We start from the raw sequence: 23,282 nt of genomic DNA on the forward strand, positions 1-23,282 counted from the left end.
GGAGGCACTGCATGTTCAGCTTTACCCTAAAACGGCTCCTCGCCGTCATACCTATATTTTTCTTCGCCACGCTTCTTTCTTTTATACTGATCCGCCTCTCGCCGGTCGACCCGGCGGAAGCGTATCTGGTGGCGGCCCACATCCATCCGACCGACGAGCTTATCGCTCAGAAGAGACATGAATTCGGTTTGGACCGGCCGCTGCCAGTTCAATATGCCCAGTTCCTTATTAAGATGTGCCGGCTTGATTTCGGCACGTCTTATCTTTCTAATGAACCGGTTTGGCAGGAGGTTCAGCGCCGAATGCCGGCGACCCTCCAACTGGCCTTCAGCAGCATCTGCATGGCTGTACTTATAAGCATACCGATCGGATTTTTCTCGGCGCTTTATAAAAACAGCGTTATCGACCATTTGAGCCGGCTTCTCGCCTTTTTCGGCGCCTCGATGCCGCAGTTCTGGCTCGGGTATTTACTGATCTATTTCTTGTCGGTGAAGCTGGATTTGTTTCCCGTGCAGGGAAGAGGCACTATTGTGCATCTCGTCCTTCCGTCGCTGACGCTTGCGATGGGACTTATTGCGATCTACACCCGTCTGCTGCGCTCCGGCGTTCTTGAGCAAATGCAGGAGCCGTATGTGTTATACGCCAGAACGAGAGGCATCAGGGAGAAGGTCATCATGGGCAAGCATGTGCTGAAAATAGCCGTTTCGCCGATGATCACCGGTCTGGGAATGAATATGGGCAAATTGCTCGCGGGCACCATTATTGTGGAGGAAGTTTTTTCCTGGCCGGGCTTCGGCCGTTTCTTCATCGAAGCGATCTTTAATCGGGATATACCGGTCATCCAGTGCTACGTGTTTCTTTCCGCATGTCTGTTCATCGTGTGCAACCTGATCGTGGATGTACTGCAAATGATGATTGACCCGCGAATCTCCTTGAAAGGAAGAACCGGCCATTGATTGCCAGTATGCGTACCGTCCTCAGGAGTCCGAAGGCCGCTCTGGCAAGCTCGGTCATCCTGATTATTCTTTTCATTATTACCGTCTTGGCTCCATGGCTCGCGCCGCATGATCCGATACAAGTGAATCTGGCGCTCAAGCTGCAGCCGCCGTCCTGGGAGTATCCGCTCGGGACAGACCACTTGGGACGCTGCATCCTGTCACGTCTTCTGCACGGCGCCCGCGTATCGTTAGGATTTGCTTCTCTGATCTTCATATCGTCACTCGGGATCGGGCTGCTTGTCGGAACATTCGCCGGCTATAAGGGCGGTGTAATCGATGTTGTGCTCATGCGATTTTGCGAAGGGGTAATGGCGTTTCCGAATCTTGTGCTCATCCTGGGGCTTGTCGGGATATTCGGCCCGGGACTTACTCAGGTGATATTTGCGATGATGCTTGTTCAGTGGGTATATTACGCCAGGATGTTCCGGGGCATGGTCCTCAGCTTGAAGGAACGGAATTTCGTTACAGCAGCCAGAATCAGCGGTTCCTCGCAATGGAAAATCATCCGGCGGCATATAATCCCCAATGTGCTTCCTCCGATCGCCGTGATGGGAACCCTGGAGATGGGATGGGCAATTATGGACATCTCCGCCCTTTCGTTCCTGGGTCTTGGCATTCAGCCGCCCGCTCCGGAATGGGGAGCCATGATTCACGAAGGAAAAGCCTTTATACGAAGCAATCCGGAACTGATGCTGTATCCGGGAATTTTGATTCTGATCGTCGTTGTCTCGTTCAATGTACTGGGCGAAGCTTTATCGGACCGCTTTGGCGTCAAGCGGGATTTTAAATAAAGGACTGAGGCTCTTGATGGAACAACCCCATAATCCTTTGCAGGTCAGCGGCCTGCATGTAAAGGTGAAGACGGAGAAGGGAACGCTTCCCCTTGTCCGTAACATTGATCTTGAGCTTAGACCGGGCCGTATTCTTGGTCTTGTCGGGGAGAGCGGCAGCGGCAAAACGATTACATGTCTGTCTATTCTGCAGCTGCTGGATCACAAAAACTCTACCGTCGAGGGCAGCGTCCGGCTGAACGGACGTGAGCTGAACGGGCTTAAACCTAAGGAAATGCGGGACATTCGCGGAAAAGAGATCGCCCTGATCATGCAAAATCCGATGAACGCCTTCAGCCCGGTATTTACGATAGGCGATCAATTCATCGAAACGATCCGCAGTCACACCGCTCTTACCAAAAAACAAGCGGCCGAGCTTGCTGCCGGCGCTTTGCACGATGTTAATCTGCCGAAGCCTCTCGAGCTGATGCGGAGGTACCCGTTTCAGCTCAGCGGGGGGATGCTGCAGCGGGTTATGATAGCCGTCTCGATGTGCCTGCGGCCATCCGTTATTATTGCCGATGAGCCGACGACCGCGCTGGATGCGGTCAACCAGCTGCAGGTGCTCCGTCAGCTCGACCGCCTTCGTTCGGAATACGGCACGTCGATACTGCTTATTTCTCACGATTTGGGCGTTATTGCAGAAATGGCCGACGAGGTGGCCGTTATGCAGCATGGACGAATTGTTGAGAAAGCGGACGTATACCGGCTGTTCGATCATCCGAGGCATGAATATACGAAGCAGCTGCTTAATGCCAGACCTGTTCTTGACTTGTATGAATCGTCCAAGGAGCCGGTATCCGTATGAATGTCATGCAGCAGCGGGTGATGGCTTCGCAGACCCGTCCGTTTGGTCTTAAGGCCATCCAGATCTACCTTGTATCCATTTTATTTTACACGACCAGCCACACCCTGCTGATTCTGCTGCCGCTGAATTCGCATGCGCTTGGAGCAAGCCCGGCTCAGATCGGTCTGATTATGGGCGCGTATATGTTTACGTCGATGTTTCTACGGCCTATTGCAGGCAATATTGTCGATAAATTCGGCACGAAGCGGATATTCGTCGCGGCGCTCATAATGAACGTGGCCGTCTTATCCATGTATCTTATCGCACAGCTGTGGGTTTTCGCCGTGCTCAGGGTCGTGCAGGGTGTCATACTGTCCTTTGTTTCCATGGTACTGCATCTCATGATCATCGAAGCTTTACCGGAGAAAGCCCGCGGGCAGGGGCTGTCCCTGTTCTCGCTTTCTTCCATGCTCCCGTACACGTACGGGCCGTTCCTTACGCTTTTCTTTGCAGATAGAGTGCCTATGGCTTATATCTTCACGGCACTCATCCCCATTGGCCTCATGACGCTCTTCATCGGATTGAACATCAGGATGCCGCAGCACGAGAAGCAGGGCGCCCAACAAGCGGCGGCTGCTCAACGCAGCGCTCCTTATCGGGGCTGGAGAGACCGGGAGCTTCTTCTTCCTTCCGTGACCATGCTTCTGGCTTCTGCGGTTATCGGCACGGTCGCGGCCTTTCTACCGCTTTATCTTGCGAATCGAGACCTACCTTATGCCGGATTGTATTTCCTTACAGAGACGCTCGTACTCATCACGCTTCGTTTCTTCGGCCGGAAATTCATAAGGACAGATGGCCGTTTCCCTGCTTACATGGCAGCCGTTCTTGTATCGCTCATAACGATCGCTTCGGCCTTGATTCGTCACGCCGATTCGCCTGCGGGCTTTGTGTTTGCAGCCGTCTGCAGCGGAATAGCTTTATCCATGCTGTATCCGGCGCTGCTGACTTACGTTTCCTTCGTCGTTCCCGAGCAGTCGAGAGGCAAGGGGATCGGCTGGTTCATTGCTGCCGCCGATTTGGGAACATCCGCCGGCACCTGGGGCTTAAGTCTCGTCGCCAATGCTTATTCGTATGAAACGATGTTTTCCGGATGTATCGCCATCGGGGCATCGGCGCTGTTGATGATCCTGCTGTTTTCCAGGAATCGGGAGGTGAGGGGATGAGTCTTCTGCAGGTGAGGGATGTTTCACATTCCTACGGCGCATTAAATCCGTTTCGGAAAGCCGGGCGGGGCTCAGTGCTTTCAAACGTATCCCTATCCATCGAACAGGGATTGTGTCTGGGGCTTCTGGGAGCGAGCGGTGCGGGGAAGAGTACGCTGGGCAAAGTGATCCTTGGGCTGGAACAGCCGCGAAGCGGCCGCATACTTTTTCAGGGTCACGACTTATTTCATACCGACCGGCCGACGGGCAGACGGCTTCGCCGCGATCTGCAAGCGGTGTTTCAGGACTGCTATTCTTCGGTTAATCCGCGGATGACAGCCGAACAAATTATCGGGGAGCCGCTGGACAACTATGAGCGGTTGTCTCAGCATGAGCAGAGACGGACCGTAGGAGAGCTGCTGGAGCGGGTCGGACTGCATTCCGACGATATGCGCAAGCTCCCCCATGAGTTCAGCGGCGGACAGCTGCAAAGAATCAATATAGCCAGGGCAATTGCGTTAAAGCCGAAGCTTATCGTACTGGATGAAGCGGTAAGCAGCCTCGACATGGTGAATCAAACGCGCATCCTGGCGCTGCTCGGTGAATTAAAGTCCACGCTCGGCCTCTCTTTCTTGTTCATCACTCACGATATTAAAGCAGCCTGCTCCATATCCGATGATTTGGCGGTTATGGATAACGGAGAAGTGGTCGAACGGGGAGACAAAGACCGGCTTGCAGCCTCGACGCATCCGGCAGTGAAGAATCTGCTTTCGTCCATGCTTTCGGAGCATCCTCGTAACCGCTCCCTGGGGCGGGACAAAGCGAGGCCTTCGAGGTAATTTAAGCTGTGTAGGCCAAAGACATCCGGTGGCGAAGAAATCCGGTCGGATTTGACCGGGGTCAGGACGAATACTGCTTGCGGAAGCGCAGCGGAGAGATGCCGGCGTACTTCTTGAAGCAGCTTGAGAAATAAGGCGTATGCCGGAACCCCACGGTTTCGGCTATTTGCGCGACCGGCCATTCGGTCTTGATCAGCATCAGCTTCGCTTGCTCAAGTCTGTATTCGTGCAAATAATCCATAGGTGTGCAGTGGTAAGCCTCTTTCATGCATCTGACGATATAATTGGGGTGAAAATGCAGCGCCTCAGCAAGCGTCTCGTTCGTCAGATCGGCCTGATAATGCTGTTTGATATAAGCTTCCGTCTTCTCCGCCAGCTTCATGGCAGGAGAAGCGCTCCCCTTCCTTCCTCCCTCCTCCAGCTTCCGTAGAAGATCCATGAAGAGCTGCTGCTGATTCCAGAACGCGTTTGACCGGTTTTCAGACGACAGATCCATGAACCTTTGCAATTGATGCTGAGCCATTGCGGAAGATGGCTGAGCCGTATACTGCGGAATTTGAATGGTATAACGGTTTGCCCAAGGCTGGCCGATTGGAGGAACGGGAGCCGCGGATTCCTCAGTGACGCTCCAATCGCCGGTGAAATCGAAGTGAATCCAATAAAACACCGTTTCCGCGTCGCAAGGCTTCGTCGCATAGTGAAACCGGTCGGGCAGGAGAAGCAGCGTCTGGCCCTCCGACAACTCCCACTGCCTGTCCTCTTCCGCGATATAAAGAACCCCCTTTACCATCCATATGAGATCGAAGATGCCCAAATTTCTGCGGTTAGGGTGCTGCCCTCCCGGCCCAAAGGCAGTCATTCCGACCGCAATGAAATAAGGAACCGGCGGTATTTCCATGCGAATCAGACTGCTTGTGCTGCTCATAGCTTGCGGATCGCCTCCAGTGTTAAAAAGTATAAAAACGGGTTCAGATTATTTATATCTTGATTCTATTTATAAGGATAAACTGAAATCAAGGAACAATCAAATATTGATGTTTTGGAGGGGAAAAGATGACTCTTTCGACACGTGAGCATCAGAACAGCCGTCAGGTACGCATTCAGGACGGTTTCTGGAATAAGTATATGGAGCTTGTCCGCAGCACCGTCATTCCTTACCAATGGGATGCGCTGAACGACCGGATCCCGGACGCTGAGCCGAGCCGCGCCATTAAGAATTTCCGGATAGCCGCAGGGCTGGAGGAAGGCGAGTTCTGGGGGTTTATTTTTCAAGACAGCGACGTGGCCAAGTGGCTTGAAGCAGTCGGTTACTCACTAGCGAACCACCCGGATTCCGAGCTGGAGCAGACTGCGGACGAAGTAATCGATCTTATTGCCAAGGCTCAACATGAAAACGGTTACCTTAATACTTATTTTACGATAAAAGAACCGGGCAAAGAGTGGACGAACTTGAATGACGCCCACGAGCTGTACTGCGCCGGTCACATGATGGAGGCCGCAGTCGCTTATTACGAATCGACGGGCAAGCGGAAGCTCCTTGACGTGATGTGCAAATTCGCGGATCATATCGATTCCGTGTTCGGCCCTGAACCCGGCAAGCTGAAGGGGTATGACGGCCATCAGGAGATCGAGCTGGCGCTTGTCAAGCTCTACCGGGCAACGGGCGAAGAGCGTTATTTGAAGCTGAGCCAATATTTTATTGATGAACGGGGTGCGAAACCGCACTTTTTGGTAGAGGAATGGGAGAAACGGGGAAGAACGAGCCACTGGGCGAAAGGGCCGTCTCCGTCGCCGGATCTGCAGTACAATCAGAGTCACCTGCCGGTACGCGAGCAGTCGGTTGCTGTCGGTCACTCCGTACGTGCGGTTTACATGTATACCGCAATGGCTGATCTCGCGAGGCTCTCGGGTGATCAAGGACTTCTGGAAGCGTGCCGGCGGTTGTGGGACAACACGACCAAGAAGCAGATGTACATTACCGGCGGCATCGGATCGACGCATCACGGGGAGGCTTTCTCCTTCGACTACGATCTGCCTAACGATACCATTTACGCGGAGACCTGCGCTTCGATCGGGCTCATATTCTTCGCCAACCGCATGCTGCAGCTCGAAGCGAAGAGCGAGTATGCCGATGTGCTGGAGAGAGCACTTTACAACAATGTAATCGGCAGCATGTCGCTTGACGGCAAGCAATATTTCTATGTGAATCCGCTCGAGGTTTGGCCTGAAGCAAGCGAGCGCAATCCGAGCAGACGTCATGTGAAAGCGGTCCGGCAAAAATGGTTCGGCTGCTCCTGCTGCCCGCCGAATGTGGCGCGGCTGCTCAGCTCCCTGAACGATTATATCTATACCGTTTCGGCTGACCGCAATACGGTGTATACGCATCTGTTCATCGGCAGCGAAGCGCAGCTCGAGCTTCAGGGCGGTAAAATAGCATTGAAGCAGCAATCCTCACTCCCGTGGAATAATCATGTGAAGTTCGAGGTTAACCCCGAGACGGACGGAATCTTCACACTGGCACTGCGGATCCCGGCCTGGTGCGAGGGTAAAGCCGAGATGAAGCTGAACGGTCTGCCATTCGACTATTCGGTTAAAGACGGCTATGCTCTGATCGAGAGGCAGTGGGCCAAAGGTGACGTTATCGAGTGGAAGCCGGAGCTGCAGACGCAGCTAATTACCGCACGACCCGAAGTCCGCGCCAATGCAGGGAAAACGGCAATCGTACGCGGTCCGCTTGTGTACTGTTTGGAAGCCGTAGACAATGGCAGCCCGCTTACAGTTGTATCGATCCTGCGGGATACGAAGCTTGATGCGAAGTTCGATGACGGGCTGCTCGGCGGAGCCGTTGTCATCGAAGGAGAAGGTCGCGCTGAGGATAGCGCTGTCTGGTCGGGATCCGAAGACCTATATCGTCCGCTGGCTTCGGCAGGTAAATCGAAACCGGTTCAATTGAAAGCCGTTCCCTATTACTTATGGGGCAACAGGGAGCAGGGCGAGATGATCGTCTGGATCCGCACAGCGAGCGAGTAATATAGGGTAAGTGTATGAAAAGAAGCATCCTGAACCGCCTAGGTGGTCTAGGATGCTTTTTTCATAATAATCTAGATTTTTTCAGGTTCTTTTTCTAATATTTCTCTGCCGCTTCGAGCCGCCGCTCTTACACGAAGCTCATCTTCACCGCGCCTATTCCGTTCCGGCAGGAGATATCCCCCACAGCGCCATTCACCAAGGTCAGCTGGGGCGGAACATGCCCGATGTCCGCATCATAAATAACCGGAAAGCTGAACGAACCGAAGACGGCATTTAGCCCGTCCTGTAATTCGAAATTTTTATGCGGCGAGTAGCCGGCGGGCCGGCCGAGGATAAGGCCGCTGCAGCTCTCGAACCAACCGCACAGCTTCATCTGCCACAGGTGCCGGTAAATATCCGCGGCATTCATCTCGCAGCTTTCCAGATACCAGACGAGCCCCGTCTCGGTGCCATATTCCGCCGCGAAGCGTTCAACCGGAGCGTAAGGGGTTCCGATCAGAATGGAGATCGTATCCATACATCCCCCGAGAAGCCGGCCGGAGAATGCTGTTTGCCGTTCCCGGTCGTGTTCATGACCTAGCACTTTCCATTCGGTTTCCGTATCCAGCCGAAACCCAGGCTTCGGAAAGTCCCATTCAGACTGATACTTGAGGGAGGAGAGCTGCTCAATCTCTCCACCGGCAGCGGTCCCGAGGACATCAAGCCAACGTGTCGTCAGCGCATCCTGACTGCTGCCGATATCGATATAGTTCGGACCGTGAGCCGTGGCATGCCCGGTTATGAGCGTATAAGCAAACATAAGGGTGCTGAGATCGGAAAAGCCAAGCAGCCATTTCGGTTGGTGGCGCACCAGCTCTTCCCAATCGAGAAGCGGCAGAATATCCATGAGAAACTCACCGCCCCATGGAGGGATAACTGCTCTTACACCGGACTCCAGCATAAACTGCTGGAGCTCCTCCGCTCTTACTGCGGCTGGAGCGCTGACGCATTTGTCGTTGGTCCATATTGTTCCGCCCTCAGTCACGTTATAACCAAGGCGTTCAACAACTTCTCTTGAGCGGTGCAGCAGGTGGTGAAGATGGGGTTCGACACCGCTTGAGGGAGCGGTTACGGCGATTGTGTCCCCTATTCGAAGCGGCTTCGGATAAATGATCGGCACAGCCAGCACCTCCTCTAATTGTTCAGACTAGTATAAGGGCAGCTGGATTTATCTGTAAAGCAATAATCATCTACTTGCTCCGGAATGGAATCATTTGTACAATCATCCATAACAGGCTGGGGGCGAGTGACGAATGGACCGTAATTTATCGGAGGAAAAATACAGGGAGCTGCCGGTGTATGGAATTATACTGGCAGGCGGGCAAAGCACTCGGATGGGGACGGATAAGGCGCTGCTGGATATCGGCGGCAAACCGCTGCTGCGGCGTCTTGCCGAGCGGATGCTCTCGCTCGGACTGAACAGCGTAACCGTCTCGGTGAGCGGCAACGAGCAAGAGAAGAAGTACCGGGCTGCTCTGGGAGAGAGTCTTGCAGCGCAGATCCGATTCGTGCAGGATGAATACCCGGGCTGCGGGCCGCTCGCGGGCCTGCATGCGGGCTTATCCGGGCTGCCGGCGGGCTATGCCTTCGTCATGGCTTGCGATATGCCTGTGTTATCGGAGCCGCTGCTGCGCCGCATGCTTGAGCGTGCGGCTTTGAAGGAGGTAAACAACAAGCCGGACGTTATTCGTACCGGCGGTCAGCCGTTTCACGCCCTATATCATACACGCACTGCGAGGATGCTCCTGGAGCGGCTCAAGTGGAACGATCTGCGTGTCATGGCCATGCTGAGTGAGCTTGAGACTATAATATTGGAGCTTTCCGCCGAAGAAGAGGCGGCTTTTATAAATTTGAATACGCCTGAGATGTATGAAAAGTTTGTCTCGGGAAGTTCTGAACAACGGAATGAGTTTGATTGACTCTGAAAACATTCCCCCGGCCGAGCCTGATATCTTATAGGTAACAACTATATACAAAATAGACATCATATATTTGTACAATAACTTCGCCGCGGCTTATCATGAAATCAGAACATGGAGAGCGAGGGATATGTAATGAAAGAAGACGGCAATCGTGAAGTCAAAAGCAAATTCGATGAAATTGCCGGTGTATATGACCGGCAGAGGAGAATGCTGATACCGCGCTTTGACGATTTATATAATACCCCGACCGACTATGCGCAGGTCAAGGGGAGCGCCCCGAAAATATTGGATCTGGGCGCCGGGACGGGACTCTTCTCATCGTTTATGCTGAGCAAATATCCGGACGCCGAGCTTACCCTTATCGATCTCTCCTCCAATATGATGGATATCGCCAGAGCGAGATTCAATCAGTATTCGAATGTGAGCTTTATTGTCGCCGATTATTCGAATTACGTCTATCGCGAGAAGTACGATCTTATCATTTCCTCACTCTCGATTCATCATCTTGAGGATTTGGAGAAGAAGGCGATTTACGAGAAGGCGTTCAAACTGCTGAACGATGGCGGGATGTTCATTAACGCCGATCAAGTGCTCGGCGCTACCCCGCCTGTTCAAAATTATTATCAGAGAAAGTGGATCGAAAGCGTGCAGCAAAGCGGTTTGTCCCGGGACGACCTTGAGTTGGCTCTTGAGAGAATGAAGCTGGACAAATATGCAACGGTCCGGCAGCAGCTGGAGTGGTTATCGGGCGCCGGGTTTACGGATGTCGATTGTATTTATCAGCATTACAATTTTGCCGTCATGACGGGGCGGGCAAGCGATTGTTGATGGGGTATGGCAAGTACGCCCACCTGGAAGACTTCCGCAAACAACAAAACCGGCCCGCACAACGGCGAGCCGGTTTTGTTGTTTGCGGGCACGGGCGGCGCAATTGGAGAGCGGCGGAGTGGTCGGACGCCGTCCTCGTCTTGCCGCGCGCAACGCGCCCGCAATATTCATATTTCCTGAATTTCAGCAAAACATCGATCGCAGTAAGGGTAGGTTAGCCGCAACCCTTCCGCTTATTTCTCAGAGCTCAATCACGATAGGCATCGTTACCGGCGCGCGCCCGATGAAGCCGTATCGGCAGTGGCCGTCACGTCTTCGGTTTCGGGGGCCACCCGCTCAATCCGTGTGGCACAAACTTTGAACTCCGGCATCCGGCTGATCGGATGGAGCGCATCGTTGGTCAGCAAATTGATCGAATGCTCGCCTCCCCAGTGGAACGGTACAAAAACCGTCGTAGGGTGGATCTCTTTCGATATTTTCACATCGAACACGAGCGAACCGCGGCGGGTGGTCAGCCGGATGCGGTCATCGAAACGCAGCCGGATCTTCTCGGCGACCGACGGGTGAATTTCCGCAACTGGCACAGGCGCCTTCTTCATGAGCGCTTCGGTACGACGTGTTTGCGTACCGCTCAAATAGTGGCTCCCCACGCGTCCGGTCGTGAGAATATACGGGAAATCGCGATCCGTCGTCTCTGCCGGCTTCTTCGGTGTGATGCCGTGAAGCTTGGCGCGGCCGTCCGGATGGTAGAAGACACCGCTCTCGAACATACGGGGCGTTCCCGGGTGGTCTTCCGACGGACAAGGCCAGAACAACCCTTTCTGCTCTTTGATCCTCTCATACGACATACCGCTGTAATCGGCTTTACCGCCGGCAGTTGCACGGCAAAGCTCTTCGAATATCGCCTCCGGCGAGTCATATTGGAAATATTGTCCCCGGCCGAGTCGATCGGCCAATTTGCCGATTAGCTTATAATCCTCGAGCGCTTCTCCCGGCGTTTCAAACGCGCGGGCGCGGTGGAACACCCTGCCTTCGAGGTTAGTAAGCGTACCTTCCGCCTCCAGGAAAGAAGAGCCCGGCAGCAGCCAATGCGCATATTCGGCAGTTTCAGTCTCGAACATGTCGACGACAACCAGCAGCTCCAGCTTTTTCAGCGCTTCCGCCACTCGGGCGTTGTTCGGGCTCGAGACGAGCGGGTTGGAGCCGAGGACGATCATCGCTTTGATTTCGCCGTCATGAATTTTACCGAACAGCTCATAAGCGGAGACGCCTTTGCCCGGCAGTTCGTCCGGATCGATTCCCCAGACACCGGCCACATGCTTGCGCGCTTCCGGATCGTCAATCATGCGATAGCCCGGCAATTGATCGGCCTTCTGACCGTGCTCGCGGCCGCCTTGCCCGTTAGCCTGACCGGTAACGGCGCCGAAGCCGCATCCGGGCCTGCCCATTTTGCCTGTGAGCAGACACAAATTAATATAGTTCAGCGTATGCTCGACGCCGTTCACCTGCTGCTCGAGTCCGCGCGCGGTCAGCACGATGCCGGTCTCCGCTCTTGCAAAGCCGCGCGCGATCGTCCGAATCACTTCCTTGGGAATACCGGTATACATGGATACCGTATCAGGCGAGAAGTGTTCAACAGCCGCGCGAATTTCCTCAAGACCTGTCGTGTGATTCTCTACGTACGCTTTATTATACAGTCCTTCGTTCACGATTACGTGCAGCAGGCTGTTTACGAATACCGAATCGAAGCCAGGCTGCAAATTAACGTGAATGTCAGCCAGCTTGGAAGTCATCGTTTGCCGCGGATCGATTGTTACGATTACCGCCTTTTGTTTCTTTGCGGCGAGAAGATACGGCGTCATAGTCGGCTGGCATTCCGCGATATTCGTTCCGGCCAAAATAATATATTTGGCCATCGGAATATCGTCGAGCGGCACGTTCATTCCGCGGTCGACACCGAAAGCCCTCATCTGGGCCGCGGCGGCGGAAGACATGCAGTAGCGGCCGTTGTAATCGATATATTTGGAGCGCAGCGCAACCCGGGTGAATTTTCCGAGCAAATAACTCACTTCGTTCGTCAGTGAGCCGCCTCCGAACACCGAAACCGCATCGTTGCCGTAACTCTGTTGAATCGACTTGATACGTGAGGCGATATCGTCAAGTGCATCGTCCCAGCCCGATTGATGCCAATGTGCTCCCGGCAGTGCGGAAGAAACCCGGCGCATAGGCGCGACGAGCCGTTCCGGATGGACGACGTGTCCCAGGGAATTTAGTCCTTTCTGGCACAATCGTCCGGTCGCGACCGGAAAGTCCTGGCTCGGCTTAACCTCCCAGCCGATCTCGTTCCCGGATGGAATAAGATCGACCCCGCACTGCATACTGCAATAGCAGCAATGGGAATGGAGGCGGCCGGTATTCGGTTCAGCGGCAATGGGTGGTGCAGCCATGAGAATCCCTCCGTTTGGTGTTCAGATGAACAAAGTCGTATATGAAGACAGGCGTGCGGACGAAACATCTATGTTTCGTCCGCGTTTCGATGAAAGACCGCTGCCCGGGGGCGGTTTGTAAAGCAGAGCCTCAAACGGCTCAGTCGCACAGATTTCCTTAACAGGGTGCGGCATTCACTCGATGTGTTTCGCCTCGGCAGCCTCGGCATTCGCGCTCACGGCGAGTTCCTCCGGGCTGTACCGAGTATTGTTTGGACTAAGGGAATCTCCCGTCCCCCACCAATCCATGACGTCAAGCAAATCAAAAACGTCGAAGGAATCGAAGGCGTCCATATAGTTGGTCCGCCTAAGAGGTGGCTTGGATGGCCGCCTGGTCGGAGCGGGCTTTACCGCCGCTGCCGATCCAGGTTTTCTTCCAGGAGCCCTGCAGGATAAAGATAAGGACAACGCAAACGAGCGCTATACCGCTGATAATAAGGAAGCCAGGCGTGTACGAACCGGTGGATTGCTTCAGATTGCCGAGAATTTTCGGCAGGAAGTAACCGCCCAATCCGCCGGCTGCTCCGACAATTCCCGTAATGATGCCGATTTCCTTCTGGAATCGCTGCGGGACAAGCTGGAACACTGAACCGTTGCCCATTCCGAGTCCCATCATTCCAACGAACAGGAGAACGGTAATGACCGAAAGCGGCGGAAGCGTGGAAATGCTGGCCATCATGATCGCAACAATTCCGTACAGAATCATAAGCATCCGGATACCGCCGACCTTATCCGCGAGCCAGCCGCCCACCGGACGGAAGAAGCTGCCTGCGATAACGCAGAGAGTCGTAAAGTCCGCCGCACGAACCGGATCCAGTCCATATTGCGTGTTGAAGAAAATCGTTAAGTAGTTGGCCATGCCGACGAATCCGCCGAACGTGACGCTGTACAGAATACAGAACATCCATGTATCGCGCTGCTTAAGTACCGCGCCGTAGTCGGAAAGCTTGCGCGGCGCCGGCTGTGTCGGGCTGTCCTTGGCAAGCAGGGTGAACAGGATGAAGGTGATGGCGACAGGAATTAGGGCGAGACCAAATACAGTGTGCCAGTCGCCATAATGTTTGGCCAGCCGGTTCGCGAACAGCGTCGCGAAGATCGTGCCGCTGTTACCAGCTCCCGCGATACCCATGGCAAGGCCTTGGTATTGCGGCGGGTACCATCTGCTTGCAAGCGGGAGCGCGGCGGCGAACGATGCTCCGGCCATTCCCAGCAGTACGGCCACGATGTAAAGCTCATTAAGCGAGTTGACGAACTGCCAGCCCCATACAAGCGGGACCATCGTAACGATCAGGCCGAGCTGTCCGGTCCGCTTTGGTCCGATAACATCAGTCAAATATCCGAGGACAAGCCGCAGGATAGACCCGCCGAGAATCGGCAGTGCGACCAGGTTCGCTTTTTGCGCCGCATCCATCGGGTAGTCATTCATAATAATAACGACGAGTGGTCCGAGAAGCACCCATACCATAAAGCTTACATCAAAATACAAAAACGAGCTGAACAACGAGGGGGTATGACCGCTTTTCAAAAAGCTTTTCCGATCCATCATGTTTTAAAAACTCCTCTCCAGTAGTAAGGTCTCTGTTTTCTCTCTTGAGTGATGCTTTCTTTCTCTCTTGCCCGTTGGTTTCTTTGTTTCTCTCTGGTTTCTCTCCGTTTTTGGTACTGCATCCTGCTGTTTTGCTTACTGATGTAAGGTTACCTCACCTCACACAATAAAAGGCCGCACTGCAGTTGTGGTCAACTGCAATTCGGCCTCTTTGCCAATCAGCGGCACATCGGTGTGCAAGCTGATAACTATTTCGATTCACGTCATTGTGATCTTAATTGAATTATATGCGAGTTGTGAACTGTATGTCAATATATCTAACATAAACAAATTTAACTTTTCTTTTGCCCGGTTTATCCGTGTATCAGTTGGTATACTTTCACAATAGAAGCGGCAATATCACCGATCCGTTTGCGCTCATTCATCGCCTGCTTCCGCAGGAAATCGTACGCTTCCGATTCGGATATGCCCTTAATCTCACATAGGACCGCTTTGGCCTGGTCGATCCATTTGCGTTCTTCCAGACGCTGAAGCAGCTGCTCGCGCTCCTCGGTCCATCTTTTACGCTGCTGATAAACGCGTATTCCCCACTTGAGAGCATACTGCATTTCTATTGAATTCATGGAGCCGAACAGGACGCCGTCCAGTGTAAAGCCCCACTCGATTTCCTTGGGCACCGTCTTTTCCGTGCACAGCCAGAATATCGGAAGCTTGCGCTTTGCGGCCAACGTGGATTGCCAGTCGGCCATCCTATCAAGCGGTATGTGAAGCACGGCGGCATCGACGACACTAATGCAGCTTTCCGCTTCCTCCACCGTTTTCGCATGGTGCAGCGTACGGCAGTTCTGCTGCAGGCTGTGCATCGATATCGCGTGCGTTCCGTCTTCTATATAAAGCAGCGCTTTTAACATCTTTTCCGTTCACCTCGTTTTGCGAGCCGGTCAGCCTGAGCGAATTCAGGACCCGGCATACAAATGTGTAATAAAATATAACACACCTTTAGTAGCAATGTCGACGGAAAAAATGGTACTTGACACGTGCTGGGACATGTAAAGACAGGGGTATTCTAAGTGTGTAAACTATATTGACATGAATAGCGATCACCTTTATACTGTATACAGGAAGTACAACTTGACGGCACAACGGCGTGCCGCGGTCTTTTTCGGCAATGGAGCCTATCCTACACGTCATATGGCGGTGGGGTGGGCTTTTATGTTTTTAAATGAGCGTTTAAGTTGTAAAAGGAGCGATTTTAATGAAGAAGAAATTAGTCATGATCGGGAACGGCATGGCAGGCGTTTCATTCGTAGAGCAGCTGTTGAAGCTTAACCCTCACCGCTATGATATTACTATTATAGGCGCTGAACCTCACCCTAACTATAACCGCATCATGCTCTCGTCCGTACTTGCGGGCGATGCGAATATGCAGGATATCGTCCTTAACGATTGGGACTGGTACCGCGACAACAATATTTTGCTGCACGCCGGTCAAACGGCGGAAAGCATCGATACCGCCAAACAGCTTGTCAAGACCGACAAAGGCATTACGGTCGAGTACGATGAGCTCGTAATTGCCTCCGGATCCTTGCCGTTTATGCTTCCGCTTCCGGGCGCGGACAAAGAAGGCGTCATCGCGTTCCGCGACATTAAAGACTGCGAGACGATGATCGAGGCATCGAAAAACTATCGTAAAGCCGTTGTTATCGGGGGCGGCCTGCTTGGACTGGAAGCGGCGCGCGGCCTTGTTAATTTGAACATGGAAGTGAGCGTCGTCCATATTTTCAACTTCCTGATGGAGCGTCAATTGGACCCGACGGCATCCAAGCTGCTGCAAAAGGAGCTTGAGAGCCAGGGAATGAATTTCCTGCTTGAGAAGCAATCGGATTCCATTATCGGCAAGAAACGCGTCGCCGGCCTTAAATTCAAGGATGGTACGCATGTGGATGCCGATCTGATCGTTATGGCCGTCGGTATCAAGCCGAACGTTCAGCTGGCGAAAGACTGCGGAATTGAAGTGAACCGCGGTATCGTTGTTAACGATTATTTGCAAACAAGCATTCCAAATATACATGCGGTCGGCGAATGCGCAGAGCACCGCGGAATCGCCTACGGCCTGGTTGCCCCGCTGTATGAGCAGGGCGCGATCCTGGCGAAGAAGCTGGCCGGCGTTGAGAGCGATGGCTACCAAGGCTCAGTCGTCTCGACCAAGCTTAAGGTATCGGGCGTAAACGTGTTCTCGGCGGGCCGGTTTACGGATGAGCCGGGCACCAAAGCGCTACGCGTGCAGGACGACCTCGAGGGTGTTTATAAAAAAGTAGTATTCGAGAACGGCAAGGTAGTAGGCGCTGTACTGTTCGGCGATACGAGCGACAGCTCCCGTCTCTTCTCGGTCATCCGCAGCGGTGAGGATTTCTCCGGCCGTGAGAAGGAAGTGCTGTTCGGACCTTCAGGCGGCGGTCAAACCGTAAGCACGGCGGACCTGGTTTCGAACATGAGCGGAGATGAAATCGTCTGCGGCTGTAATGGCGTAACCAAAGACACGATAATCGAAGCAATCACGGAAAAAGGCTGCGTCAGCGTCGGCGAGATCAAAGCCTGCACGAAAGCCTCGGGAGGATGCGGCGGATGTAAACCGCTTGTTGAAGCCATTCTGACTACCACGCTCGGCGTCGATAACGTCGCCGCGGTCAAGGAAGGCATCTGCGGATGTACTGCGCATTCCCGCGACGAAGTGGTCGAAGCCATTCAGCGCATGCGTTTGACGACGACAAAAGAAGTGATGCATGTACTGGAGTGGAACAATCCCGAGGGCTGCTCCAAATGCCGTCCGGCGCTGAATTACTATCTCGGCATGGCCTTCCCGGAAGAGCACGAGGATGAGCTTGAATCCAGATTCGTTAACGAGCGCAATCATGCGAATATTCAGAAGGACGGCACGTTCTCGGTAGTGCCGCGGATCTACGGCGGTGTTACGACGCCTGAGGATCTCAAGAAAATCGCCACGGTTGCCGAAAAATATAAAGTGCCTCTCGTCAAGATTACCGGAGGCCAACGGATTGACCTGCTCGGCGTCAAGAAAGAAGACCTGCCAGGCATGTGGAAAGACCTCGATATGCCGTCGGGCTATGCTTACGGCAAGGCGCTTCGTACGGTCAAGACATGTGTCGGCTCCACTTTCTGCCGCTTCGGAACGCAGGATTCAATCAAGATGGGCATCGATATGGAGAAGAAGTTCGAGCGCCTGAATACGCCGCATAAAGTGAAGCTTGCCGTATCCGGCTGCCCGCGTAACTGTGCGGAAGCGACGATCAAGGATCTCGGCGTTGTCGCTATCGACGGCGGATGGGAAATTTACGTAGCCGGTAATGGCGGTACGCGGGTACGCGCAGCCGACCTGCTTACGAAGGTGAAGACGGAAGAAGAAGTGCTGGAATGGACAGGAGCCTATTTGCAATACTACCGTGAAACGGCCAACTGGAATGAACGGACGAGCGAATGGTCGCTGCGTATCGGTCTCGATACCGTGAAGAAGGCGCTGGAGAGCAAAGAGGATCGGGATGCCCTGAACAGCCGTATCGACAAGACACTTGGACTCATGAAGGATCCGTGGCAGCAAATCGTGGAAAGCGACGATCTTCGCAAAGCATTTGATGCGCTGACGGCACCGACCAGTCCGGAAGCGGCAGCAACCGGCGAAACGACGGGTCTGTAATAACGATATCATGCTGCCGAGCGGCGAGAGGAGAAGGAAGACATGAATGAAGTCATTGTCGGTCATATTTCGGAATTCCCGGAACGGCGCGGACGCGTATTTCGATTAGGAGAATTGGAGCTTGCGCTGTTCAAGCTGTCGGACGGCGAAGTTAAAGCGGTAGAGAACCTTTGCCCGCACAAAAATGGTAAACTGTCGGAAGGGATGGTCTGCGATCATCATGTATACTGTCCGCTTCATGATTGGAAGATCGATCTTCATGACGGACTGGTGCAGGCTCCCGATGAGGGCTGCGTGAGGACATTTCCGATCACGGTTGACGCAAGCGGCAATGTGGTACTGACCATTGGCGCCCCGGCCGAGACGAAAGTGTCGTAAGCAGGAAGGCTGAAGCGTTATTGACGCACGAATGAACGATTGACACCAATGACACCAAGGAGGCGGCCGGTCATGGCTCGTTTGGAAGGCAAAATCATAGCCGTAACCGGACCGCGCAAAGCGGATGAGCTCAGTCGAATGATTGCCAAGTTCGGAGGCACGGCCGTAACGCGGCCTGCACAAGGAACAGTCTTTCTCGATGATACGCAAATCGAAGCGCAGCTTAAAGAGCTTATCGATTTTCCCGCCGACTGGCTCGTGCTCACAACGGGAGTCGGTACAGAGGCGCTGCTGCAAACAGCGGCAAATCTGGGACTGTCGGATCGGTTTCTGGACGCGCTTGGCCGAATGCGTCTTGCCGCGCGGGGCTACAAGACGGTCAACGCGCTGCGCAAAATCGGCTTGACGCCGGAGGTTCGTGACGACGACGGTACCACAGCCGGTCTGCTGCGGGCGCTTGAGCCGTATGATCTGAAAGGCAGCCGTGTCGCGCTTCAGCTGTATGGCGATCCGGCTCCGCGACTTACAGGCGCACTGGTAAACCGCGGCGCACACTGCGAGGAGCTGCTGCCCTACAGGCATATTCCGCCGGAAGGCGATGTAGTGGAGAAGCTAATCGACGAGATTGTGAGCGGAGAGGTCGATGCCGTGACTCTCACCAGCACAGTGCAGGTCCGATATGTGATGGGCTGCGCTGCTCGTATGGGCAAGCTGGAAGCGGTGCGGGATGCGTTTGCGGGCAGCGTGCTTGCCGTAGCTGTCGGTAAGGTGACCGCGGAAGCGCTCCAGGAGGAAGGTATTGAAAGGGTCTTGTTCCCCGAAGAAGAACGAATGGGCAGCATGGTTGTCGCCATGAGCAAATATTTTGACGGCGGCGGTGACGGTTCGGAAACCGACGAGCTTTAGAGGAGTGTGAGGCGCATGAACGGTAAAGTTTACTTGACCGGCGCGGGCCCGGGAGATCCGAAGCTCATAACGGTCCGGGGGCTTGAAACGATACGGCTTGCTGATGTTATCATATATGACAGGCTGGTATCCGAAGAACTGGTTAAAGAGGCGCAGCCGGACACAGAGCTTCTCTATGTCGGCAAAGCTTCGGGTCATCACACGATGAAGCAGGATGACATTAATGCGCTGATCGCTGACCGTGCCATGCGCGGTTTAACCGTTACACGTCTCAAAGGCGGCGACCCGTTTGTTTTCGGCCGCGGCGGCGAAGAAGCCGCTCACCTGGCCGAGCGGGGCATTGAGTTTGAAATCGTTCCGGGTATTTCCTCTTGCATCGCAGCGCCGGCCTACGCAGGTATTCCGGTCACGCACCGCAAGCTGGCCGCGTCATTCGCGGTCATAACTGGCCATGAGTGTGTCGATAAAGACAGCGCATGTGTCGATTGGGCATGGGCGGCCGGTGCGGAAACGCTTGTTGTGCTCATGGGCTTGCAGCAGCTCCCTTACATTACGCAGCAGCTGCTTGACAACGGAAAAGCCGCCGAAACGCCGATTGCGCTCATTCAAAGCGGGACTCGCGACGAGCAGCAAACTGTAATCGGCACTCTGGCCGATATAATCGACAATCCCGATACTTCCCGGCTCTCAAGCCCGGTCGCCATCGTCATCGGCCCGGTCGTCACAATGCGAGACAAGCTTGAATGGCGCAAGGTCGAGGCTGTTATTGCATAATGGATCTTTATGCGATTTTTCGTAAAGTGACACAGATCTCCAAATTGTATGTTTTTCATCGCATCATCGCATCATCCTGAACAATCCCAAACTTTTGAGTCCGCCTGCCGGTTCGGTCTGAACGCAGGCGGTTTTTTTGTTTCTTTCCATCATTGCGAAGGGTTGTTAATATTAGTTCATACTGCTGTCGGGGAGGGGTAGGGATGAATACTACGTATGCCGGAAGGCTGGAGGAATGGCTTCGTACCCATGAGAATGCCGCTGCGGCAGAGCCGATGTCAGCTTATATGCGTAATCAGTTTCCGTTTCTGGGCATTAAGAACCCTGAGCGGGCGGCGCTGACGAAGCAATTTATCAAGGGGAACGGCGTACCCTCAGGCGAAGAGTTGGAGGAAGTCGCGCTGAAGCTGTGGGCTCTGCCGGAGCGTGAGTTTCAATACACGGCCATGCAGCTGCTGGAGAAGCGGCTGGAGGAAGCGGCGCCGTCACAAGCCAAGCTGCTCGAAATTCTGATTACGACAAAACCATGGTGGGATACGGTCGATTTGATTGCAGGGCATCTGGTCGGTTCTTTGTTCACCCGATACCCTGAACTGGTCCCGGCTCATGCCCATCGCTGGATCGAGTCGGACAACCTGTGGCTGCGCCGGAGTGCGTTATTGTTTCAGCTCGGGTACAAAGGAAGGACCGATAGGGAGCTGCTATTCTCTTTTATAAGACGCTGTGCAGGAGAGAAAGATTTCTTCATCCGTAAAGCGATCGGGTGGGCGCTGCGTGAATACGGTAAGACAGACGCCGAGGCTGTCAGACAGTTCGTCCGGGAGACTGAATTGTCGCCACTAAGCGTAAGGGAAGCGCTCAAACGAATCGGTTCTGAAGCCTGAAGCCAGGTGAACGCTTTCGCCATAATTCTGCAGCATGATGGACCGTATTGTCAAAAATCACGTTTGACGGCCGCTTTAAACCATGGTATTCTTAATTCCAACAAAGTAGGTAGGAATTATAGGGAATAAGGTGGTGCCGGTATATGAATCATCCCATTACCATCAAGAGCGGGCAGCTGCTCTTATCCGGAGTGCTGCAGTACCCGGTATTGGATCATGAAGAAAGCAGGGCGGTTAAATATCCGCTTATCATTATATGCCACGGCTTTATCGGGAACCGGATCGGGACCGACAGACTTTTTGTAGAGGCGGCCGACCGGTTAATCTCCAAAGGATATCTTGTGCTGCGTTTCGATTACGGCGGATGCGGAGAGAGCACCGGCGACTACGGCAGCGGCGGGCTGGATGAGTTGATCGAGCAGACAAGAACGGTCATTGACTACGCGTACAATCTGGATTTGGTCGATCCGGAACGGATCATACTGGTCGGCCACAGCTTGGGTGGGGCGGTAGCGGTTCTAACCGCGGCGCGCGATTCACGCGTGAAGTCGCTGGTCCTCTGGGCGCCGGTTGCGCATCCTTTCATGGACATCCGCAATATTATCGGTACGAAGGCGATCGAGGAAATCGAGACCAAGGGCAAGAGCGAATATATGCATTACGAATTCACGAAGCGGTTTACCGATTCACTGGCCAAGTTCCAGCCGCTTACCGAGCTTCAGGGCTACAGAGGGGATGTGCTTGTCGTGCATGGGACGGCGGACACCGTCATTCCCGTTGATTACTGCTTCCTGTATCAGAAAATGTTTTGGCTGCGCAAGGAAGGCGGCTGCGATAAAGAAGTGATTTTGCAGGGCGACCATACCTTTTCCTCGAAGGATTCCAGAGAACAACTCTTTGAAGCTACGCTCCTGTGGGTGGATGCCACCCGCAAACGCCGCGAGGACTGGAGCTATTGGACGATATGAACCACACCAAAACGCGCCCTTCTTCAAACCTGGCAGGTGTGAAAAAGGGCGCGTTTTGTCTTGTCCAACCAATGTTAGCGGATGCGACTGGCAAGCCATAACCCGGTTCATTTTCAAACAATATTTGAACCAGTCGACAATCGTGTCCCAGCGTTTTCCCTAAACCTTAATTTAACCTTTGCAAAAATAACGTAGCATTCAAAAATCGTTTCGCCAAAGACTGAAAATACGATGTCTGCACCGATACCATCGCAATGAAAATGGTGTTGCTGACCACCTTCCTCTGCTCGACATTTAATTCTTCCAGTGTGCCAGCAAACTCGTCCACCCTTCGCTTGATCAAATTCTCCAACATATGATCATGATTCCGTTTTCCGCTTTCGTGACCGGACAGGTCGAGTACTTGGTCGTTGTTTTGGTCAAGTTCCTCAAATATCGAAGAATACGCTTTATACAAGTAAAGCGGGCTGATCAAATCGCCGGTCTCATGTTGCGGGTCGTTGAAAACGAGCGTCAACAGCTTCCGGATCGACTCGAAGTCGAGGGTAGCCTTCAAATCGTCAATGATGAACAAAATGGCCGTTTGATCGATGGAATACTTCTTGCCTATTCTGGGCGGGCTGATCAGGTCTTTGAAGTCCCTCTTTACCCAATTTTGTACGGATGTGATGGAAAAATGAGTGTATTCAATTTGATTTCCCAGAGCAACAATATCCGCAAGTGAAAACCCGTCATTGGTTTGTTTCAATTTGATGATTTTCTCAAAAACGGGCGGCAGCGAGGTGGAGATAAAAGCTCCAAGCGACTTGCCGTGTTCGACATCCGTTTTATGCGATTTCACCCATGCTTCCTGTAACGTCGCGAGTGGTGTTTTTTCCGTTACACCTCTTAATGATAAAAGCAGGGCGCCCATTTGATTTCTTGTTAAATAAAATGTATCCATAGGCGAACCTCCCAATCCAAATATAAGCTCATTTGAACTAATCGTAAGACTTTATTATAAGAATGTCAAAGAGTGTAAAGAAAAGAAGAATATCCTTCCTGGGCGGCTCGTACGGCGATAATTCTCGGTTTTTCGGCTTTTAAGGATGAATATAAGCTTTGCATATAAATTCAATAAATAATATTATAGGTTCATATGAACTTTACTCAG

22 protein-coding genes are annotated in these 23,282 nt (G+C 53.3%); 15 read left to right on the forward strand and 7 right to left on the reverse strand.

The window, feature by feature from the left end; all coding sequences use genetic code 11:
• The first annotated feature begins 11 nt into the window (after positions 1-11).
• Genes nikB through nikE form a run of 5 tightly spaced genes read left to right on the forward strand, consistent with a single transcriptional unit; the run spans position 12 to position 4,656 of the window.
• A complete protein-coding gene (nikB, locus tag KZ483_RS02900; RefSeq protein WP_220351284.1) occupies positions 12-956 on the forward strand; it encodes a nickel ABC transporter permease subunit NikB in 945 nt (314 codons plus the stop codon).
• Between the two features lie 8 nt (positions 957-964).
• Complete coding sequence (nikC, locus tag KZ483_RS02905; RefSeq protein WP_220353226.1) at positions 965-1,789, forward strand: nickel ABC transporter permease subunit NikC; 825 nt, start codon at positions 965-967, stop codon at positions 1,787-1,789.
• 16 nt (positions 1,790-1,805) lie between these two features.
• Complete coding sequence (gene nikD / locus KZ483_RS02910; protein WP_220351285.1) at positions 1,806-2,636, forward strand: nickel import ATP-binding protein NikD; 831 nt, start codon at positions 1,806-1,808, stop codon at positions 2,634-2,636.
• Positions 2,633-3,838: a staphylopine family metallophore export MFS transporter CntE gene (gene cntE / locus KZ483_RS02915; RefSeq protein ID WP_220351286.1), complete on the forward strand. Its 1,206-nt coding sequence runs from the start codon at positions 2,633-2,635 to the stop codon at positions 3,836-3,838. Before nikD ends, cntE begins: the two co-directional genes overlap by 4 nt.
• On the forward strand, positions 3,835-4,656 hold the full coding sequence (gene nikE, locus KZ483_RS02920; protein ID WP_220351287.1) for a nickel import ATP-binding protein NikE: 822 nt from the start codon (positions 3,835-3,837) through the stop codon (positions 4,654-4,656). Before cntE ends, nikE begins: the two co-directional genes overlap by 4 nt.
• Positions 4,657-4,717: 61 nt before the next feature.
• Here nikE and KZ483_RS02925 read toward each other — a convergent pair whose 3' ends face one another.
• Complete coding sequence (locus KZ483_RS02925) at positions 4,718-5,581, reverse strand: AraC family transcriptional regulator (protein ID WP_220351288.1); 864 nt, start codon at positions 5,579-5,581, stop codon at positions 4,718-4,720.
• 128 nt (positions 5,582-5,709) lie between these two features.
• On the opposite strand from KZ483_RS02925, the gene KZ483_RS02930 reads away from it, so the two are divergent.
• Positions 5,710-7,686 carry a glycoside hydrolase family 127 protein gene (locus KZ483_RS02930; RefSeq protein WP_220351289.1) on the forward strand — a complete coding sequence of 659 codons (1,977 nt, stop codon included), beginning with the start codon at positions 5,710-5,712 and terminating at the stop codon, positions 7,684-7,686.
• 127 nt (positions 7,687-7,813) lie between these two features.
• Here KZ483_RS02930 and KZ483_RS02935 read toward each other — a convergent pair whose 3' ends face one another.
• Entirely contained in the window at positions 7,814-8,845 is a 1,032-nt protein-coding gene (locus tag KZ483_RS02935) for a S66 family peptidase (RefSeq protein ID WP_309568633.1), read from the reverse strand.
• Positions 8,846-8,978: 133 nt separating this feature from the next.
• On the opposite strand from KZ483_RS02935, the gene KZ483_RS02940 reads away from it, so the two are divergent.
• On the forward strand, positions 8,979-9,644 hold the full coding sequence (locus KZ483_RS02940; RefSeq protein WP_220351290.1) for a molybdenum cofactor guanylyltransferase: 666 nt from the start codon (positions 8,979-8,981) through the stop codon (positions 9,642-9,644).
• A gap of 114 nt (positions 9,645-9,758) precedes the next feature.
• The gene (locus KZ483_RS02945; protein WP_258881515.1) at positions 9,759-10,475 is read left to right on the forward strand and encodes a class I SAM-dependent methyltransferase; all 717 of its coding nucleotides are present in this window, start codon (positions 9,759-9,761) and stop codon (positions 10,473-10,475) included.
• Between the two features lie 266 nt (positions 10,476-10,741).
• On the opposite strand, the gene KZ483_RS02950 is transcribed toward KZ483_RS02945, so the two are convergent.
• Complete coding sequence (locus KZ483_RS02950; RefSeq protein ID WP_220351291.1) at positions 10,742-12,922, reverse strand: molybdopterin oxidoreductase family protein; 2,181 nt, start codon at positions 12,920-12,922, stop codon at positions 10,742-10,744.
• Here KZ483_RS02950 and KZ483_RS28270 point away from each other — a divergent pair.
• The gene (locus KZ483_RS28270; protein WP_258881516.1) at positions 12,921-13,043 is read left to right on the forward strand and encodes a hypothetical protein; all 123 of its coding nucleotides are present in this window, start codon (positions 12,921-12,923) and stop codon (positions 13,041-13,043) included. The genes KZ483_RS02950 and KZ483_RS28270 overlap by 2 nt on opposite strands.
• 53 nt (positions 13,044-13,096) lie before the next feature.
• Here the strand turns inward: KZ483_RS28270 and KZ483_RS02955 are convergent, their stop codons facing one another.
• The 3 genes from KZ483_RS02955 to KZ483_RS02965 form a co-directional block, all read right to left on the reverse strand.
• Entirely contained in the window at positions 13,097-13,255 is a 159-nt protein-coding gene (locus tag KZ483_RS02955) for a hypothetical protein (RefSeq protein WP_220351292.1), read from the reverse strand.
• Positions 13,256-13,268: 13 nt separating this feature from the next.
• The gene (locus tag KZ483_RS02960; protein ID WP_220353229.1) at positions 13,269-14,504 is read right to left on the reverse strand and encodes a nitrate/nitrite transporter; all 1,236 of its coding nucleotides are present in this window, start codon (positions 14,502-14,504) and stop codon (positions 13,269-13,271) included.
• 356 nt (positions 14,505-14,860) lie between these two features.
• Positions 14,861-15,418 (reverse strand): ANTAR domain-containing response regulator, encoded by a 558-nt coding sequence (locus KZ483_RS02965; protein ID WP_220351293.1) that lies wholly within the window; start codon positions 15,416-15,418, stop codon positions 14,861-14,863.
• Positions 15,419-15,762: 344 nt separating this feature from the next.
• Here KZ483_RS02965 and nirB point away from each other — a divergent pair, with 344 nt between their 5' ends.
• The 6 genes from nirB to KZ483_RS02995 all read left to right on the forward strand — a co-directional run bounded on the left by nirB (position 15,763) and on the right by KZ483_RS02995 (position 22,129).
• Positions 15,763-18,219, forward strand: coding sequence for a nitrite reductase large subunit NirB (nirB, locus tag KZ483_RS02970; protein WP_220351294.1), 2,457 nt, complete (start codon positions 15,763-15,765; stop codon positions 18,217-18,219).
• A gap of 42 nt (positions 18,220-18,261) precedes the next feature.
• Positions 18,262-18,597 (forward strand): nitrite reductase small subunit NirD, encoded by a 336-nt coding sequence (nirD, locus tag KZ483_RS02975; RefSeq protein ID WP_220351295.1) that lies wholly within the window; start codon positions 18,262-18,264, stop codon positions 18,595-18,597.
• Between the two features lie 72 nt (positions 18,598-18,669).
• Positions 18,670-19,503 (forward strand): uroporphyrinogen-III synthase, encoded by an 834-nt coding sequence (locus tag KZ483_RS02980; protein ID WP_220351296.1) that lies wholly within the window; start codon positions 18,670-18,672, stop codon positions 19,501-19,503.
• Between the two features lie 15 nt (positions 19,504-19,518).
• Positions 19,519-20,277, forward strand: coding sequence for a uroporphyrinogen-III C-methyltransferase (gene cobA / locus KZ483_RS02985; RefSeq protein ID WP_220351297.1), 759 nt, complete (start codon positions 19,519-19,521; stop codon positions 20,275-20,277).
• A gap of 203 nt (positions 20,278-20,480) precedes the next feature.
• A complete protein-coding gene (locus KZ483_RS02990) occupies positions 20,481-21,161 on the forward strand; it encodes a DNA alkylation repair protein (protein ID WP_220351298.1) in 681 nt (226 codons plus the stop codon).
• A gap of 143 nt (positions 21,162-21,304) precedes the next feature.
• Positions 21,305-22,129, forward strand: coding sequence for an alpha/beta hydrolase family protein (locus tag KZ483_RS02995; RefSeq protein WP_220351299.1), 825 nt, complete (start codon positions 21,305-21,307; stop codon positions 22,127-22,129).
• Positions 22,130-22,295: 166 nt separating this feature from the next.
• Here KZ483_RS02995 and KZ483_RS03000 read toward each other — a convergent pair whose 3' ends face one another.
• Positions 22,296-23,072 carry a DUF1836 domain-containing protein gene (locus tag KZ483_RS03000; RefSeq protein WP_220351300.1) on the reverse strand — a complete coding sequence of 259 codons (777 nt, stop codon included), beginning with the start codon at positions 23,070-23,072 and terminating at the stop codon, positions 22,296-22,298.
• Between the last annotated feature and the right edge of the window lie 210 nt (positions 23,073-23,282).

It is taken from the genome of Paenibacillus sp. sptzw28, assembly GCF_019550795.1.
In the GTDB taxonomy this organism is placed as follows: Bacteria; Bacillota; Bacilli; order Paenibacillales; family Paenibacillaceae; genus Paenibacillus_Z.

Coding starts and splice junctions, on each gene's coding strand:
- KZ483_RS03000 (WP_220351300.1), bottom strand. CDS start 23,072: ATGGATACATTTTATTTAACAAGAAATCAAATGGGCGCCCTGCTTTTA.
- cobA (WP_220351297.1), top strand. CDS start 19,519: ATGAACGGTAAAGTTTACTTGACCGGCGCGGGCCCGGGAGATCCGAAG.
- KZ483_RS28270 (WP_258881516.1), top strand. CDS start 12,921: ATGAGAATCCCTCCGTTTGGTGTTCAGATGAACAAAGTCGTATATGAA.
- KZ483_RS02990 (WP_220351298.1), top strand. CDS start 20,481: ATGAATACTACGTATGCCGGAAGGCTGGAGGAATGGCTTCGTACCCAT.
- KZ483_RS02925 (WP_220351288.1), bottom strand. CDS start 5,581: ATGAGCAGCACAAGCAGTCTGATTCGCATGGAAATACCGCCGGTTCCT.
- cntE (WP_220351286.1), top strand. CDS start 2,633: ATGAATGTCATGCAGCAGCGGGTGATGGCTTCGCAGACCCGTCCGTTT.
- nikC (WP_220353226.1), top strand. CDS start 965: ATGCGTACCGTCCTCAGGAGTCCGAAGGCCGCTCTGGCAAGCTCGGTC.
- KZ483_RS02980 (WP_220351296.1), top strand. CDS start 18,670: ATGGCTCGTTTGGAAGGCAAAATCATAGCCGTAACCGGACCGCGCAAA.
- nikB (WP_220351284.1), top strand. CDS start 12: ATGTTCAGCTTTACCCTAAAACGGCTCCTCGCCGTCATACCTATATTT.
- KZ483_RS02995 (WP_220351299.1), top strand. CDS start 21,305: ATGAATCATCCCATTACCATCAAGAGCGGGCAGCTGCTCTTATCCGGA.
- nikD (WP_220351285.1), top strand. CDS start 1,806: ATGGAACAACCCCATAATCCTTTGCAGGTCAGCGGCCTGCATGTAAAG.
- KZ483_RS02945 (WP_258881515.1), top strand. CDS start 9,759: ATGGAGAGCGAGGGATATGTAATGAAAGAAGACGGCAATCGTGAAGTC.
- KZ483_RS02940 (WP_220351290.1), top strand. CDS start 8,979: ATGGACCGTAATTTATCGGAGGAAAAATACAGGGAGCTGCCGGTGTAT.
- nirD (WP_220351295.1), top strand. CDS start 18,262: ATGAATGAAGTCATTGTCGGTCATATTTCGGAATTCCCGGAACGGCGC.
- KZ483_RS02960 (WP_220353229.1), bottom strand. CDS start 14,504: ATGGATCGGAAAAGCTTTTTGAAAAGCGGTCATACCCCCTCGTTGTTC.
- KZ483_RS02930 (WP_220351289.1), top strand. CDS start 5,710: ATGACTCTTTCGACACGTGAGCATCAGAACAGCCGTCAGGTACGCATT.
- KZ483_RS02955 (WP_220351292.1), bottom strand. CDS start 13,255: ATGGACGCCTTCGATTCCTTCGACGTTTTTGATTTGCTTGACGTCATG.
- KZ483_RS02965 (WP_220351293.1), bottom strand. CDS start 15,418: ATGTTAAAAGCGCTGCTTTATATAGAAGACGGAACGCACGCGATATCG.
- nirB (WP_220351294.1), top strand. CDS start 15,763: ATGAAGAAGAAATTAGTCATGATCGGGAACGGCATGGCAGGCGTTTCA.
- nikE (WP_220351287.1), top strand. CDS start 3,835: ATGAGTCTTCTGCAGGTGAGGGATGTTTCACATTCCTACGGCGCATTA.
- KZ483_RS02950 (WP_220351291.1), bottom strand. CDS start 12,922: ATGGCTGCACCACCCATTGCCGCTGAACCGAATACCGGCCGCCTCCAT.